The sequence below is a fragment of the Chromohalobacter sp. 48-RD10 genome (assembly GCF_029889785.1).
Lineage (GTDB): Bacteria > Pseudomonadota > Gammaproteobacteria > Pseudomonadales > Halomonadaceae > Chromohalobacter.
Genome location: NZ_JARANX010000015.1, coordinates 1 through 14,791 on the forward strand (window position 1 = coordinate 1; position 14,791 = coordinate 14,791).

Below are 14,791 nucleotides of genomic sequence, written 5' to 3' on the forward strand. Positions count from 1 at the left end.
TCATCACCGGATCAGGCAGAAACTAAAAGGCCTGAGCCCCGTGCAATACAGGGCTCAGGCCATAGCCACCGGTTAAGGGAACCAACCGTCCAACAATCGGGGGTCAGTTCAGTGAGCGGCGCGGGCGTGGGGTTTAGCGGTGGGTGTGGCTTAGGAGGGGAAGCTGAACTGGGCGGTTTCCTGGTCGCTGCGCTTCGGCCAGCGTTGGGAGATGGCCTTGCGGCGGGTGTAGAAACGCACGGCGTCGGGGCCGTAGGCGTGCAGGTCGCCGAACAGCGAGTCCTTCCAGCCACCGAGGCTGAGGAAGGCGGTCGTCGACCATCAACGCGGTGCCCTTTTCCTTTATTCCATCGCTTAGCTTCCATACCGCGACCTGTGACCAGGTAGGTATGTCGATTTGACGACTTCCGCATTCTTGTTTACTTTGTTCAAAACGTTCAATACACACAAAACATCCGAGCATGCCATGCAGAAGACGGACACACAGCGCCTGGAAGAAGCGCGCGATGTAATGATCAGCGCCCTTGCCCAGAGCATGGTGGCCTACGGTGTCACACCCTCAGTGGGACGGATCTACGCCGTGCTCTATTTCTCTGCATCACCGCTGACGCTGGACGACATAAAGGACGAAGTCGCCATGAGCAAGGCGAGCGTCAGTACCGGTGTCCGCGAACTGATCGACACCGGCATGGTGGTGAAGGTGTGGAAGAAAGGTGATCGCAAGGACCATTACATTGCCGAAAAGGACTTCTTCAAGAATTTCCTGAGCTTCATGGTCAAGATGCTGCGCCTGGAGCGCGGAATCATTAACAAGGCGGTGGAGCAAACCGAGCCAGTAATGCGCGAGATCGCTGACCACGGGACGGACAGCGAGACCAGAGAAGTAGCTGCAAAAGACCAGGCACTGGTAAGCGGTTCGAAAGCTTACCTGAACTGGATCACGCAACTGGCCAATGCCATGGAATCAGGAGAGATCTTCGAACATTTCCCCCGGCCCGAGCGCGATGAGCCGCTACCGGACCACAAATCCCTCCAAGAGAACGTCAAGCATGAAGACAAGTGAAACCGCCCTGGTAGTGATTGATCTACAGAAGGAGAGCGGCTTTGGTCTGCTCGGGCTGGATGGTGTCGTGCGCAACACTCAGCGCATGATCGAAGCCTGCCGAGCGGCTGGTATCCCGGTCATCTACACACGCCAAATCAACCGACACGACGGTGTCGGACTCTCGCTGGATGAGCCATGCCATGCCAACGGCGAACCGCAGTTCTACGCCGATAACCACGATAGCATCGAGATCATCGAGGCGGTCCAGCCTCAAGACACGGACATTGTGATCGACAAATATCGCTGGAGCGCCTTCTTTGAAACCAGCCTGGACCTGATGCTGAAAAGCCTCGGCGTCAAGCGGCTGATCATCGGCGGTGTAGTAACGGACGGTTGCTTGATGACATCCGTGTTCGACGCTTACTTCCGCGATTACCGCATCCATTTGGTCCACGACATGTGTACCGCCTCTAACGAGGGCGCCCACATGGCTGCGATGACCCTCATGGCGAACTGGGTCTACTCCCTGGAAGTGCTGGATACCGACAACATGATCCAGTGTCTGGAAGGACACCAGTATGCCGCCTGGCATGCAAACAAGGTCGATGCCTTGCAGTTTACCCCGGACACCCTACGCGAAACCTTCGCCACGCTAACATCCCCTACCACTGAGCAGTAACCAGGGCGAGTTTGGCCACAGAGACTGGAGAAAATATGAAATTAATAACCTTATCCACGACGCTGCTAACTTCTACATTGATCGCTGCAGGTGCCCATGCCACCGATCAGCGTCCGCTGGTCGCTGAAGGGGTCGAAGACACGACCATCACTTTCGGTATGCCGGCCTGGACTAGTACCGAAGCACCAACGGCCATCGCCGAACTGATCCTGGAAGAGGCAGGCTACAACGTCGAAAAGAAGCTGCTTGCTCAACCAGCGATCTTCCAAGGGATGCAAGCCGAGCAGATCGATTTCTTCATGGACGCCTGGCTGCCCTACACCGAGCAGGCACTGTGGAGTGAATACCAAGATGATCTGCAGAAAGTCGCCACCAGCTATGAAAACGTACCGCTAGGCTGGGTGGTTCCTACCTATGTCGAAGAAGAGACAATCGGAGATCTGGCGGGCAAGGCAGAGAAGTTCGGCGGCCAAATAGTAACCATTGGCGCCGGAGCGGGCATCGTCGACCTCTCCGAGCAGGTGATGGCAGATGAAGACTATGACCTCGATGGGTACCAGCTCGCCTATACCAGCGAAGCCGCCATGATGGGCGTAATCAAAGACAAGGTGCCCAAGCAGGAGCCATTTATCATCACTGGCTGGCGCCCGCACTCCATGTTCTCGCAATACGACTTGAAGTTCTTGGAAGATACGGAAGAACACTTCAAGTATGACAGCGTTTTCGTGCTTTCCTATAAAGGTATGGAAGACAAGTATCCGCGTGCTTACGACATCATGTCCCAGTGGCATATTAGCGTGGCCGATTTGGAAGCGATGATGGCCGCGTACGAGAACGACGACGTCCCATTCGAGGATTCCGCCGCCGCATGGATCGAAGATAACCGCGAGCGCGTGAACGAAATGCTCGGGAATTGACTCGGTGCCTGATATAAAGCACTAGAAGCGCAGGGCCGCGCCTAGAGTGGTAAAAAACGATACGGCGAGTGCCGCTCTAGAGAATCGAAGCAGTACCGCCCATCACCAAAGATGGGCGGACACAAGGAGCAGAGCAACATCAGTTGGAGGGGAAGCTGAACTGAGCAGTTTCTTGGGCGGAGCGCTGCGGCCAGCATTGTTAGACGGCCTTGCGGCGTGTGTAGAAGCGTACGGCGTCGGGGCCGTAGGTGTGCAGGTCGCCGAACAGCGAATCCTTTCAGCCGGAAGGCTGACCGGGACCAGCAGCGGGACGTTGATGCCGACCATGCCGACTTCGATGGCGTCGGTGAAGCAGCCGACCGGCTTCAACATCACACCAAGAGTGTTGGCTGCCATGGCTTCTTTGAGTGCTCAACTTTCTCAACCATCCTGTCGGCACGGGCTAAGGCCTCTTAATGGGCCAGAAGCAGACGTTTAAGTGATCGTTATATTATGCCTTTTCCTGTTCTTCGCGCTTTTCGATCATGTCGGAAATCATTTCGGTATGTTGATCCCCCCAGCTACACAGTGGCCTCAGTGCCTCGCATAAGCTGTAACCAAGCGGTGTCAGTGCGTAATCCACGCGGGGCGGAATCTCTCCGTGATCCGTTCGCGATACGACGCCATCCCGCTCCAGCATCTTGAGCTGCTGAATCAGCATTTTATGACTGACGCCATGGACACTGCGCTTTAGCTCGCCGTAGCGCTGGGAGCCACCAGCCAGAAAGTAAAGGATAAGCGGCTTCCACTTGCCACCTATGACGTGGAGAGTGGCATCGAGTCCACAGATAAAAGGTGAGGATGCCGGTGTCTTCTCGTTCATCTTGGCACTTACCTAAAGGTGCATACTTGTAGAAAAGAATGTTACTTCTTAACCTGCCTCCATCTCAACATCAGGAGAGCAGACAGATGGGTAAGCTACAGGGAAAAATCGCGGTTATTACAGGTGGCGCATCGGGAATAGGCCTGGCCACGGCAAAGCGCTTCACAGCAGAGGGTGCGTTCGTCTATCTCTTCGGGCGCAGGCAGGAAGCTCTCGATGAGGCATTGGCCGAACTCGGCTCCAATGCGTGTGCCATTCAGGGCGATATTTCCAAATCAGAAGATCTCGATCGCCTGTTCGCAGCGGTGAAATCCGAAAAAGGTCGTCTCGATATCTTGTTCGCGAATGCGGGGCTTGGCGAGCTGGTTGCTCTGGATGCCATCACGCCCGAGCATTTCGACCGTACTTTCGATATCAACGTCAAAGGAACGCTGTTCACGGTGCAAAAGGCGTTGCCTTTGATGTCATCCGGCAGCTCGATCGTTTTGACGGGGTCAACGACAGGTGTGATGGGTACGCCGGCGATGAGCGTTTATAGCGCTTCCAAGGCGGCCGTTCGCAACTTCGCCAGAAGCTGGGCTCAGGATCTCCGAGGAACCGGCATCCGCGTCAACGTCCTATCTCCCGGTCTCACTGAGACGGAAAAAGTGAAGGAGATGTTGGACGACGACATCCTTACCGGTCAGGTGCAGGCAACCCCGTTGGGGCGGATGGGAGACCCTATTGACACCGCTGCGGTAGCTGCGTTTCTCGCCTCCGACGACAGTCGTTTCATGACCGGCGGAGAAGTATTCGTCGATGGCGGCTTCGCGCAAATTTGATGCTGCTAGCGGGCCCACGCTGTGTCTAAAAAGCGTGGGCCTTTATCGATTAAAAAATTCACCCCACCGAAGACTTACCAATTATGAGTGAACAGAAGAACCTCGAGATCGCAAACCAGTTTCTGACCATGCTCGGTGCCGCCGCACCGCCCGAAGAGATCGCAGGACTGTTCAACGTCGACCGCTCCCGCCTTCAAGGCTAGGCAAGGGCTCAAGGACACGCTTAAGGGCTGATTGACCGTATAAGGCGGTCTACTTATCGAATAGCGCGTTGAGTTCCACCCGGTGGGAGCATTCGCAAAGCCAGCGAATCGGCCCTCCTCCGCAATCGAACGCGCGGCTTGCATGCGTTCCGTCGATTCATTGATGTCTCGTAGCGGCACATTCGGATTCCCCGTCGAATCTTTGAGACACACACCCGCCACGCCGATTTCCACAGCTACCAAACTGACATTTGCATGTTGTCGCCTCTTTTCCACTCAACATGTGGGCCGGTATATTGATTGGCTTGGAATTAGGTCATGAAGGTCTCCACCATGCGGAAGCAAAGCGCCACAGCCACCAATCCTTTGCAATCGGAATTGGATGTCTCGGAGCCTGTCGTCGAGGTGATCGAGGCTATTGAGAGAGATATCATCCGTAGCCGCATTCTCCCCCACGACCGTCTTCTTGAAGATAATCTGATGTACGACTACGACGCCAAGCGTCATGTAGTGCGTGCTGCACTGGCCGAACTGCAGCGACTCGGCGTCGTGGTCAAGCCTCCCCACTTGGGGGCCTATATCCGTCGCTTCGATGAGCAGGATCTCGAGGATCTCTATCACATGCGTCGAGTACTCTATCGTGCTGCGGTACGCGTCATGAGCTTCCCCATTCCGCCTGATCGTCTAGACGAGGTTTCGATGGCCATGGAAGCCCATGCCCGAGCTGCTCAGACCGGCGACCTGGTTCGCATACATCGTACAAACATGACCTTTCACCGACTGCTCTACGGTCTTTGCAACAATCCCTATCTAGCTGAGTCGATTCGTCGTCATGATTGGCTGAGCTTTCCAGCTCGCGCCTATGGCGTTGCCGACGTAGAGGCACTGGATTGTGCATGCCGAGAGCACGCTGCCATGGTAGAGGCGCTCCATGATCAGGCTCGTGATCGCCTTGAGGCGTTATCGCTGGATCACATGGAGCGAGCGCGCAGCATTTACGAAAAGAAATTTCTCAGATGAGTATCGGCCGATAACGTACCAGCGCTTCCAAGCCCCGTGCAGAAGCGCTGTCTCTCACTGAACGGCTGTTACCGTGCGACGTCTTTGGTACGTCTCGCCCACCCTTTTCTGAGAAGCGGGAAAAGGAAAACGAAGACTGTCATGGCAATCAACACCCAAGTGATGGGCGAACCGAAGAATATATTGGGATCAGCATTTCTCAACAGCAAAGCGCGGCGGAAGTTGCTTTCGGCCAAAGGGCCGAGAATCACCCCAATAATAATCGGTGCCAAGGGAATGTTGGCCTTGGTCAAGAAAAATCCCAGGATGCCGAACACATACATCAGCCACACATCGGTAAAAGCGTTCTGTGCGGCATAGGCGCCAATGGTCGTCACCACCAGAATCATTGGCGCGAGGATGCTTGGTGGAATGCGCAACACGTGCGAGAAGGCGCCCGCGCCAAAATAACCGACGACCAGCAATATCGGCGCCGTCAGCAGCATCTCCCACATGAAGCCATAAACGATGTCGGGATTGTTCTGAAACAGGGCCGGTCCCGGCTGCAATCCCTGTATCAGCAGGCCACCAAGAATCATGGCGGCCACAGAGTTACCAGGCACACCCAATGCAAGTGCTGGAATCATGGAGGCCGAATTGTCGGCATTGTTTCCGCATTCCGACGCAGCAACACCGCGAATGTCTCCCTTGCCGAACTTGCTGTCATCCGCAGCACCGCGCTTTTCCTGGGTCCAACTCAGAAAGCTGGCGAGGTTACCTCCCGCCCCGGGAATAATTCCGATGAGAATGCCGATCGTGCTCGAGCGTATCCAAGTCGGTATCAGACTCAGCACCTCCTTCAGGCGGATGCGCGGACCGCTTTCCTTGATGCGCCCACCGGTTGCACTGGTACTCAACAGATCCAACGCGGGAGGCACAGCGTAGAGCCCCGTCAGCAGAATCAGGAGGTTGATGCCGCCATTCAGCGCATTGATACCGAAGGTCATTCTCTCCGCCCCGCTGATCTGATCGATGCCGACCAGGCCGATCAGGACGCCGAGAATCGAGGCCGTCAGTCCCTTCACGGGATTGTCGCTCAGCAGGACGGCGATGGAACACATACCGAAGATGGCAACCCAGAAGTATTCCGCCGGGCCGAAGCGAAGGGCAAAATCCACAAGCACTGGCGCTAACAGCATCAACGCCAAGGCACTCGCCACGGAGCCCATGCAGGAGGAAACCAAGGCAGCATGCAGCGCCAGCTTGGCACGTCCTGCTCTTGCCAGTGGATAGCCGTCGAAGGTCGTCGCCACCCCGGACGGAGTACCGGGAATGTTGACCAGGATGGCTGGAATGGCACCACTGTACATGGAGCCATTGTAGATACCTGCCATCAGCCCGAGAGCGATAATGGGAGACATCGTGTAGGAAAACGGTAAAAGCAGCGCGATACCCAGGGTAGCCGTCAGGCCCGGTAACGCACCGATCACGGTGCCGGCGATGACGCCGACGATCATCGCCAGGATGACGCTCGGTTCAATGACCGAGGGAAGTGCAGCGAGTAGTTGGTCCATGAGTCATCACCCGAGCAAACTGCTGGAAGGCAGGGGAACGTTGAGAAGTTTGTCGAAGACCAAGTAGATGAAGACGCTGAAGCCCAGGGTCGAGGTCAGAATCATCTTCCAGCGCATATCTCGCGACACGCATAACGCCAGAATCAGCATGAAGGGAACGGCCCCGAGAACCAGACCGATCATGTCACTCAGGACCAGGTAGCCCAGAAAGACGAGCAGACCAAGAACCGGAACCCACAGACTCCCGGACTCAACGTCATTGCAACGATAATATCGATAAAGTCCGCGTACGGCGCCGATGGCTCCAAGCAGCAGCAAGGCGATCCCCAGAACCAAGGGAAAGTCGCCCGATTGTCCGCCGATGGAATGACCATCGACAGCGGCGTACACGCCGAACCCGGCTATCGCCAGAAATACCACGATTTCCATCAACATCGTCCTTCCTCTTCTTCACGCCCCACGACTGCGGCTCAATATCTCGTCGAAAACCATGACGCCGACGCCATCCCGCCTCGAGTAATACCCTGACGGGATGACGTTCATCATGAAATGAGATGACGTCGACACACCGTCGGCGCATAGAACGTCATCCATTCTCGTAAAGCCGATCACTGCCAGGGATCGTTCTTCCAGGTCTCGCGATAACGCTCATTCAGTTCCTGAATGTGAGCCTTGAAATCTGCAGGCCCCATGTAATTTTCACCGGTGAACTGTTTCTCCAACGCTTGTTTCCAGGCGTCAGAATGGGCGATTTCCTCCACCGCCTGCGCGGTCTTGTCCACGATCTCCTGGGAGACACCTGCAGGAAATACGAGGCCACGCTCCGAGCCCATGTCGATGTCCCAGCCCTGTCCCTTGGCAGTCGGGACGTCCGGCGCCAGGTCCGAGCGTTTCTCGGAGAAGTGTGCCAGGATCCGCACTTTGTCGGTGTAGGGCATCATCCCGCCGAGGTTGATCGCCGCAGCCGAGACGTGACCGCCCAGTAGACCGGTACGGGCCGGACCGGAACCCGGGAACGGAACAGGCGTCAGGTCGATATCGGCGGCTTCCTCCAGAGCGACAACGGCCAAGTGATCGTCGGTGCCCACTCCGGTGGTAGCTACCGTCACGGCTGCCGGGTTTTCCTTCGCGTAGGCGACCAACTCGCCCAGATCATCGAACTGGCTGTCCTTGGCAACCGATATGGCCGAAGGATCGACGATCAGGTCCGCGACCGGTTCGAAGTCATCCAGCGTGAAACCCGCATCCCGTGTAATGGGGATGGTGATCGCCGGCGGAATATTGAAAATGCCCATGGTATAGCCATCGGACTTGGCATCGGCGATCGCAGTATGGCCAGTTTCACCCGCCGCACCGGGACGATTGACGACGACAACATCGGTATCCAGCTTATCCTCCAGCATCGGGGCGAGGATTCGCGCCGTCGTGTCCGTACCACCGCCAGCACTGTAGGAAACGATCAACTTGATCGGTTTCTCGGGCCAATCAGCCTGTGCCATGGGTGCTCCCAATAGAACGCTCGTAGCGGCAAACGTGATTGTCGTTGCTTTCAGCATGGTCGTACTCCGTTCTGTCTTTGTATTGAGTCACTCAATGTGTGCGCAATCGCACACGGATTCATGCGAGGAAGCCCGCATCTTCGTACCAGGTGGCCCACCGTTTGTCAGGCCGCCGGACACCCCCAGTCCGCCCAAAGCCTGGCGATGGCGGCATAGTCTTCTCGACCGTAACCGGCCGAGTTGGCCATCTCGTAGACACTATGTGAGCCCTGTATGGCGAAGAGGGGAACGCCCAGCGTCTGCGCCATCTCCAGGGCCAGCGTCGAGTCCTTGCGAGCCGCTCCCAGTGGCATGCCACCTTCGTAATGGTCGTGAGCGATTCGATCGACATAGCGATGCGTCAATGGACGGTGTAACCCCATCTGGGCATCGGATAGCAAACCGACCAGTTTGTCCCGGTCGACACCGGCCGCCTTGGCCATGGAGCCCGCTTCGGCGACCACCACCATCACGGCGTGGGCGACGGCATTGTTGATGACCTTGGCCGCGGCGCCGGCGCCGGCGTCGCCGAAGTAGATCTGCCTCTCGGCAATCGCATCCAGGACCGTCTGACTATCGTCAATGGCCTTCCGCTCGCCCCCCAGCAGCAAGGTGGCACTACCGGCCTCCATCTGGCTGACCCCGGCCAACACCGATGCATCGACAATAGAAATACCGTGCGGCTCGAGTATCTCTTGGCTCTTTTTAACGTGCTCGGGATTAACCGTACTCGTTTCCACGACGACGCTGCCGTGCTCAAGACTGCCGGTCAGCGTTTCCAGAACGGCTTGCGAGATATCGGGACGCGGCAGGGACAACACGATGATGCTCTTGCCCGGTAATGTCTTCTGCGAATCGAAGGCCTTCGCCCCAAACGATGCTTCTGCCTTCTTCATTTTTTCAGCATCGATATCGAAAACCGTGACGGGAAATTGTTTGGCAATTCTCTCAGCGACGAGATATCCCATATTTCCGAGGCCGTAAACGACAACATTGTCTATAGCTTGCATGGTTCTCTCCGTGACACGCACCGACAAGGATGCCGGTGACGGCGGCTCATGAACGGCCGACTTTACAAAATGGGAAAGGCTTACTTGGCGATTTTCATGGGCTGCTCGTGCAACCCGAGGTACAGGCTCTTGACCTGTGCATAGAGGCGCAGACCATCGATACCTTTCTCACGACCGATACCGCTATCTTTGAAACCACCGAAGGGGGTACTGGTCACGGACTGCTTATAGGTATTAATCCATACGGAGCCCGCATCCAACGCGCGCCCGATGCGCCAGGCTTTCTTGAAGTTCTCCGTCCAGATACCACACGCCAGGCCAAAGTCCGTATCATTGGCCTTTTCGACCAGATCGATCTCATCGTCGAAGGGCAGCGCGACAAGCACGGGACCAAACGCCTCCTCCTGGCAGGTACGCGATCGCGGTGATAAGCCATCGATCACGGTCGGCAGATAGAAAGCTCCAGCAGCGAACCTGGGATCATCCGGTATTTGACCACCGCACAGTATCCGGCCACCCTCGGTGCGTGCGCGATCCACAAAGTCGATCACACGGCGTCGATGATGCAGAGAAGAAAGCGGGCCCATTTCCACGCCATCTACATCGGGGAAATCCACACGCAGCGCACTGGCGCGTTCGACGATACGCTCAAGAACCTCATCATAGATGTCGTGCTGGATAAAAACCCTTGAGCCGGCAACGCAAGATTGGCCAGCGGAACCGAAGATCCCTGCAACCACGGCAGCGATGGCATGCTCGCGATCGGCATCGGCGAACACGACGTGTGGTGATTTACCGCCTAGTTCCAGCGCCGCCGGGATCAGGCGCTCGCCCGCTGTACGGCCAATGACACGGCCAGCAACGGTGCCGCCGGTGAAAGACACCATCCGAACGTCGGGATGCTCCACTAGCGCGGCACCAATGTCCGCGCCCCGTCCCTGAACAACCTGTAGCTGGCCTTGCGGAAGGCCCGCCTCTCGCGCAATGCGCATTAGCTCTGGAGCCAACAGAGGCGAGTCCTCCGACGGTTTCAGAATCACCGCATTCCCCGCCGCAAGCGCGGGTGCCACCTTGGTAGCATCGTTCATCAGCGGCGAGTTCCAGGGGGTGATGGCAGCGACAACACCGTAGGGTTCAAGCACGGTGAACGACACGTAATCACCGCGCGAGGGAGTGACATCGGTCTCGAGGGTTTCGCATACACCGGCATAATAGCGAAAGGTGCCGACTGCGGAATCGACCATGCCGAGACACTCACCCATCGGCTTGCCGTTATCGCGCATCTGTAACTTGGCCAACGACTCCTTCTCAGCCGTCAGTCCGTCGGCAACCGCATGCAAAATGAGCGCACGCTTGTGGGGTAACAACGACTGCCAGCCTGAATCACGATAGGCCGCGCGAGCATCGGCGACGATCCGGTCAAGCTCTTGGCAACTCGTCATACGAACGCGGCCGATCTCATCTCCATTGGCCGGGTTGTAACTCACCAGTACGTCATCAGTGGACTGCATGTGTATTCGTGCTCCCTCCGTATCTAAGAACTCTTACTCTAGCGAGGACGCGAAGCACGGCAACAAACGCGTTATCACTACTCACATTGATACCATCATCAATTTAAAAAAACCATTAAAATCAAGAGCTTAATGTCATTATCAATAATCAATTCAGACGCACTTTTAAACCAAAGTTTAAGTTGATCAAGGATTAGATCAACGAATAACAGTTGTTCAACATCTGGTGGCTTTTACATGCTGGGGCTGGGTGATTGGCAACCCGCCTGGTAAAGAATTCAGGACACCTCGACTGCCAACCCTTCATTACGGCGATGGATGGACTTGCGGTGATTTCCCAGAACGCACGCATGATAGCGCTAGCCTTAGGTCGGGAAGCGCTCCAGTAATAACGTCTCCCAGGGCATCAGGTCAGGATTGATAACGCCCCACCGTTTCTTGGGCTGCAAATACAAACTTTTACGCGGTAGCCACCGCTTCTTCTTGATGGCTTTACTATTACTACGTGATGCTGAAGCAGCTGAGATATGGCGCAAATCGCAAACGGTTATCTATCGAATTTCGGATTAACCTGCGCTCAGGGAACTCATCGCATGGTAAAAAAAGTATCATCACCGGCAGCAAAAGACAGATATTACCTCCCAGCGAGCGTCGATGGAGTCGGTTACACTAATTAGCAGTCAGTCGTAGAGATCGGGTCTCTGCCAGGATGATTTATCTAGCATCAGCAAACATAAGATGGGAATGCCTGCTTTCGGCCAGAAGCGGACTTTGAAAGCAGCAACTTACTGCCTCAAAGCTATTGGCTTTACGCTAAGGTTGCCAATAGGGAAGCGTAGATTCACCGGGATTATCCATGACGATCACCACGCTTTGTGCCGCCCGTGTTACAGCGACGTAGAAACTAGCTGCTGGCGTGGGAGGCAAGTACGCACCCGTTCGCAAGAACTTGGTGATACCACTAGTTGGTACTATTAAAATGCGCTCATGCGTCGTCCCCTTTGCGAGCTTGAAATTCAAATAGTCGAGACTTAAGGCTTTGCCGGAATTCGCCGTGCTACGCAGACATTGCGGATCGAACTTAGTGATATATTCATCGATATTCTTGCTCTCAATGAGAAATACTCCATCATGCCCAGTCACTCTTTCGTTTCTGGACTCAGTTACCGGAAACGACCAACTTGGATCGAAAATCGTGTCGGAAAATGCCGCAATCTTGGGGTGGCAACGCCAAGTAATGACGCTCTCCGCGATCTCTAACACCCCCTTTTCCTCGCGCTCACGAAACCAATTGATGGCTTCGGCGTAAGCATATCTTTTGTTCTTGCTGCTACGAGGGTTCGTCGCGAGCACAGATTGGCGAATATCACCAACCATCCGAACATCTACTGACGAAGTGAGCAGTACGTCGACGATTTCCCAGTCATAAGCGCTGAGGTCCTGCACTTCGTCTATTAGAATCTCATCGTAGAGACATTCCAGTCGCTTCACTAGCTTGCCAGCACTAGCCGCAACTAGCTCATGAGATAAGCGGCCGAGTTCACAACCATAGACAGCGCCTTTCGAATCGATAAAGCGACTCTTGCCCTTTGCCATTCTGTGGGGACGACCATCGAAATTAAAGCCAAGAACCCTCTCGGAAGGAAATTTGAATGGTACGAACGGGCGAGCAAAATGGCGCAAAAGAAAAGTAAACCATCCCAACACTTCCACTCCAAGGTGGCCACCGGCATGCTGCGCGAGTCGATTGCGCAACTCGGCCTGATTAGTTTGCGTATACGTCAAAACTAATACACGTCGATCGCGAGAAAGCGATGCGCAGTGTTCTACTACGCCTTGTGTCTTTCGCGATCCGGCAACCGCGAGCGTTAGATAATTAACCATAGATAAAACGAGCTGCATCCACCATATATTCCGGAGGCTGAACGTCCTCCGCCGTACTCGCGATCCTGATTGCACCCTCCGTCTTTTCGCGCTTCATCCAAGTCGCAAGGTCAGCATCCGCTCTAATGTCAAGAATTTTTCGAAGTAAAGACTCACCATTGTGATGAATGAGTTGCGGCTCAAGTGTTTCACCGTGCTCAACTTCGCCAATGAATATTTCACGCTTACCTTCCTTCAGCCATGACTGAACAGCTTGACGCAGCTCTTCTGGAGAGCCCCCATCATTATCCCTTAGTGCTGCTACCTTTTTGTCGACTGAGGCACATAATTCTAGGCAACGCCTCAGCGATAAGCCGCGCATGCTAAGCACGTCAATTCCACACTCCATCGGTTTCTTTCCGTGCAAGTCACTAAAAATGCGTTCGAAAATTATTTCATCTGAGGGGCCTTCTACTAGCACAACTTTCTTGGCCAGTATCATACGAAGAGTGTCGTAGCCTGGGAGTTTTTGGAAGTACGAAACAGTCTCTGGATCTAAGTCGGGAATTCTGCTTTGCAGGCTGTTTTCCACGAGTAAGAGAGCATCGAGTCCCAAGCGATTGAGTACGAAAGAACTATGTGTTGTCACGAACAGTTGCTGTTCATCGCTCGCTAAAGAGCGTATTCGTGAAATCAGAGTTGTAAGACTAGTGTGTGTAAGATGATTCTCGGGCTCCTCTACCATCACAAAGTTTGTCGCCCCTGAATGACGGCTCATGGCCAGCGATATCTTGATAGCTGCTTGTTGGCCTTGTCCCGACATGGAAAACGGCACATTATCGACGTGCGGGATGACTGAGCTCTCCCACGAAGTGCGAGCACCTTGATCCATAGCTAATGCCATTGGCCGGTCGTGAAGGGCGGCATGGAGCCCGCCTATACGATCATTGACGCCACTCAGCGAAATTTCTGACATTGAAGCTTTCATTTGTCTAAAAGCTAGCGATATCTCGGCTCGCTCCGCTGGCTCTAGATGGTCGCCAAGAATTTGGCGCATGTGATAATCAACGCCAGATAACGATCGTACGGTACGAGAATCAATCACTGCAGTTGATAGCTGCCTTGGGCGGCGCGTAATCTTTTCGTCGGCAAAAGAACGCCAATCAAGAGCGTAATATTCTACTGGCAGAAGGTGCGATGGATTTTTCTTCCATACGTCAATTTCTGAAGCATAATCTGGATTTGGATATGCTCTCATGGCAATGCCAGGACAAGCGGTGGTTGGTACATCGGTATTAATTGCCCCGCATAGCTGCTGTAGCTCTGCGCGATCGTCGAAGAACAACTCAATTCGTATTTCTGGAAGTGGGGAGTTCGTGCCACTTTGAAGCTTGCACAGAAAATCGTTAACCATGGTCGTGTTGAACCAGTACGGATTGAGATCTTCTGAGGCATAACGACCGTTTACACGTCCTGTTAGAGCCAGCGTGATCGCTTCCATGAGCGTCGACTTTCCGGCCTCGTTTGCGCCGACGATTAGGTTTAGCTTCTGGTTCGGCTCCAATATGAACTGGTTATAAACGCGGTACCCGTAAATCTTTATTTTGTTTATCAACACATCCCTCCGTTACAACTAAGTGATAACAATTACACACTAGTCCTGACCGCAGCGAATCCGAGGCTGGCAAAGGAATCTCTACGCTTTAGTCCTCTTTGGGTCGATAACAGCCTTCCCCACTCTCGCCTAGATCTCGTATGCAAGGCGCAGC

At 54.7% G+C, this 14,791-nt stretch carries 13 protein-coding genes and 2 pseudogenes; 5 read left to right on the plus strand and 10 right to left on the minus strand.

The genetic code is table 11. From position 1 onward, the window contains the following. Positions 1-150: 150 nt before the first annotated feature. A pseudogene (locus OP496_RS13470) lies at positions 151-309 on the minus strand (methylmalonate-semialdehyde dehydrogenase (CoA acylating)); the annotation flags it as partial. Between the two features lie 157 nt (positions 310-466). On the opposite strand from OP496_RS13470, the gene OP496_RS13475 reads away from it, so the two are divergent. Genes OP496_RS13475 through OP496_RS13485 form a run of 3 tightly spaced genes read left to right on the plus strand, consistent with a single transcriptional unit; the run spans position 467 to position 2,641 of the window. Then, on the plus strand, positions 467-1,063 hold the full coding sequence (locus OP496_RS13475) for a transcriptional regulator (RefSeq protein WP_246976854.1): 597 nt from the start codon (positions 467-469) through the stop codon (positions 1,061-1,063). Continuing rightward, the gene (locus OP496_RS13480; protein ID WP_280564229.1) at positions 1,050-1,724 is read left to right on the plus strand and encodes an isochorismatase family cysteine hydrolase; all 675 of its coding nucleotides are present in this window, start codon (positions 1,050-1,052) and stop codon (positions 1,722-1,724) included. Before OP496_RS13475 ends, OP496_RS13480 begins: the two co-directional genes overlap by 14 nt. Before the next feature lie 35 nt (positions 1,725-1,759). Beyond that, on the plus strand, positions 1,760-2,641 hold the full coding sequence (locus OP496_RS13485; RefSeq protein WP_280564231.1) for a glycine betaine ABC transporter substrate-binding protein: 882 nt from the start codon (positions 1,760-1,762) through the stop codon (positions 2,639-2,641). A gap of 199 nt (positions 2,642-2,840) precedes the next feature. Here the strand turns inward: OP496_RS13485 and OP496_RS13490 are convergent. Then, a pseudogene (locus tag OP496_RS13490) lies at positions 2,841-2,992 on the minus strand (methylmalonate-semialdehyde dehydrogenase (CoA acylating)); the annotation flags it as partial. A 139-nt stretch (positions 2,993-3,131) separates the two neighbouring features. Beyond that, a complete protein-coding gene (locus OP496_RS13495; protein ID WP_280564233.1) occupies positions 3,132-3,503 on the minus strand; it encodes a helix-turn-helix domain-containing protein in 372 nt (123 codons plus the stop codon). Between the two features lie 86 nt (positions 3,504-3,589). Between OP496_RS13495 and OP496_RS13500 the strand changes: the two genes are divergently transcribed. Then, complete coding sequence (locus tag OP496_RS13500) at positions 3,590-4,324, plus strand: SDR family oxidoreductase (protein WP_280564234.1); 735 nt, start codon at positions 3,590-3,592, stop codon at positions 4,322-4,324. A gap of 521 nt (positions 4,325-4,845) precedes the next feature. After that, complete coding sequence (locus OP496_RS13505; protein ID WP_280564235.1) at positions 4,846-5,547, plus strand: GntR family transcriptional regulator; 702 nt, start codon at positions 4,846-4,848, stop codon at positions 5,545-5,547. A gap of 68 nt (positions 5,548-5,615) precedes the next feature. Here OP496_RS13505 and OP496_RS13510 read toward each other — a convergent pair whose 3' ends face one another. The 7 genes from OP496_RS13510 to OP496_RS13540 all read right to left on the minus strand — a co-directional run bounded on the left by OP496_RS13510 (position 5,616) and on the right by OP496_RS13540 (position 14,640). Next, a complete protein-coding gene (locus tag OP496_RS13510; RefSeq protein ID WP_280564236.1) occupies positions 5,616-7,100 on the minus strand; it encodes a tripartite tricarboxylate transporter permease in 1,485 nt (494 codons plus the stop codon). A gap of 6 nt (positions 7,101-7,106) precedes the next feature. Continuing rightward, positions 7,107-7,535 carry a tripartite tricarboxylate transporter TctB family protein gene (locus tag OP496_RS13515; protein ID WP_280564239.1) on the minus strand — a complete coding sequence of 143 codons (429 nt, stop codon included), beginning with the start codon at positions 7,533-7,535 and terminating at the stop codon, positions 7,107-7,109. A gap of 173 nt (positions 7,536-7,708) precedes the next feature. Then, on the minus strand, positions 7,709-8,599 hold the full coding sequence (locus OP496_RS13520) for a tripartite tricarboxylate transporter substrate binding protein (RefSeq protein ID WP_280564240.1): 891 nt from the start codon (positions 8,597-8,599) through the stop codon (positions 7,709-7,711). 164 nt (positions 8,600-8,763) lie between these two features. Further along, positions 8,764-9,648, minus strand: a complete 885-nt coding sequence (locus OP496_RS13525) for an NAD(P)-binding domain-containing protein (protein ID WP_280564241.1) — start codon at positions 9,646-9,648, stop codon at positions 8,764-8,766. An 80-nt stretch (positions 9,649-9,728) separates the two neighbouring features. Further along, positions 9,729-11,159, minus strand: coding sequence for an aldehyde dehydrogenase (locus tag OP496_RS13530; RefSeq protein ID WP_280564242.1), 1,431 nt, complete (start codon positions 11,157-11,159; stop codon positions 9,729-9,731). A gap of 813 nt (positions 11,160-11,972) precedes the next feature. Continuing rightward, entirely contained in the window at positions 11,973-13,061 is a 1,089-nt protein-coding gene (locus OP496_RS13535) for a UvrD-helicase domain-containing protein (RefSeq protein WP_280564243.1), read from the minus strand. Continuing rightward, the gene (locus OP496_RS13540; protein WP_280564244.1) at positions 13,036-14,640 is read right to left on the minus strand and encodes an AAA family ATPase; all 1,605 of its coding nucleotides are present in this window, start codon (positions 14,638-14,640) and stop codon (positions 13,036-13,038) included. Before OP496_RS13540 ends, OP496_RS13535 begins: the two co-directional genes overlap by 26 nt. Positions 14,641-14,791 lie beyond the last annotated feature (151 nt).

Excerpts from the sequence above, each read along its gene's own strand:
- OP496_RS13475 (WP_246976854.1), top strand. The coding sequence starts at position 467 with ATGCAGAAGACGGACACACAGCGCCTGGAAGAAGCGCGCGATGTAATG.
- OP496_RS13480 (WP_280564229.1), top strand. The coding sequence starts at position 1,050 with ATGAAGACAAGTGAAACCGCCCTGGTAGTGATTGATCTACAGAAGGAG.
- OP496_RS13485 (WP_280564231.1), top strand. The coding sequence starts at position 1,760 with ATGAAATTAATAACCTTATCCACGACGCTGCTAACTTCTACATTGATC.
- OP496_RS13495 (WP_280564233.1), bottom strand. The coding sequence starts at position 3,503 with ATGAACGAGAAGACACCGGCATCCTCACCTTTTATCTGTGGACTCGAT.
- OP496_RS13500 (WP_280564234.1), top strand. The coding sequence starts at position 3,590 with ATGGGTAAGCTACAGGGAAAAATCGCGGTTATTACAGGTGGCGCATCG.
- OP496_RS13505 (WP_280564235.1), top strand. The coding sequence starts at position 4,846 with ATGAAGGTCTCCACCATGCGGAAGCAAAGCGCCACAGCCACCAATCCT.
- OP496_RS13510 (WP_280564236.1), bottom strand. The coding sequence starts at position 7,100 with ATGGACCAACTACTCGCTGCACTTCCCTCGGTCATTGAACCGAGCGTC.
- OP496_RS13515 (WP_280564239.1), bottom strand. The coding sequence starts at position 7,535 with ATGTTGATGGAAATCGTGGTATTTCTGGCGATAGCCGGGTTCGGCGTG.
- OP496_RS13520 (WP_280564240.1), bottom strand. The coding sequence starts at position 8,599 with ATGGCACAGGCTGATTGGCCCGAGAAACCGATCAAGTTGATCGTTTCC.
- OP496_RS13525 (WP_280564241.1), bottom strand. The coding sequence starts at position 9,648 with ATGCAAGCTATAGACAATGTTGTCGTTTACGGCCTCGGAAATATGGGA.
- OP496_RS13530 (WP_280564242.1), bottom strand. The coding sequence starts at position 11,159 with ATGCAGTCCACTGATGACGTACTGGTGAGTTACAACCCGGCCAATGGA.
- OP496_RS13535 (WP_280564243.1), bottom strand. The coding sequence starts at position 13,061 with ATGCAGCTCGTTTTATCTATGGTTAATTATCTAACGCTCGCGGTTGCC.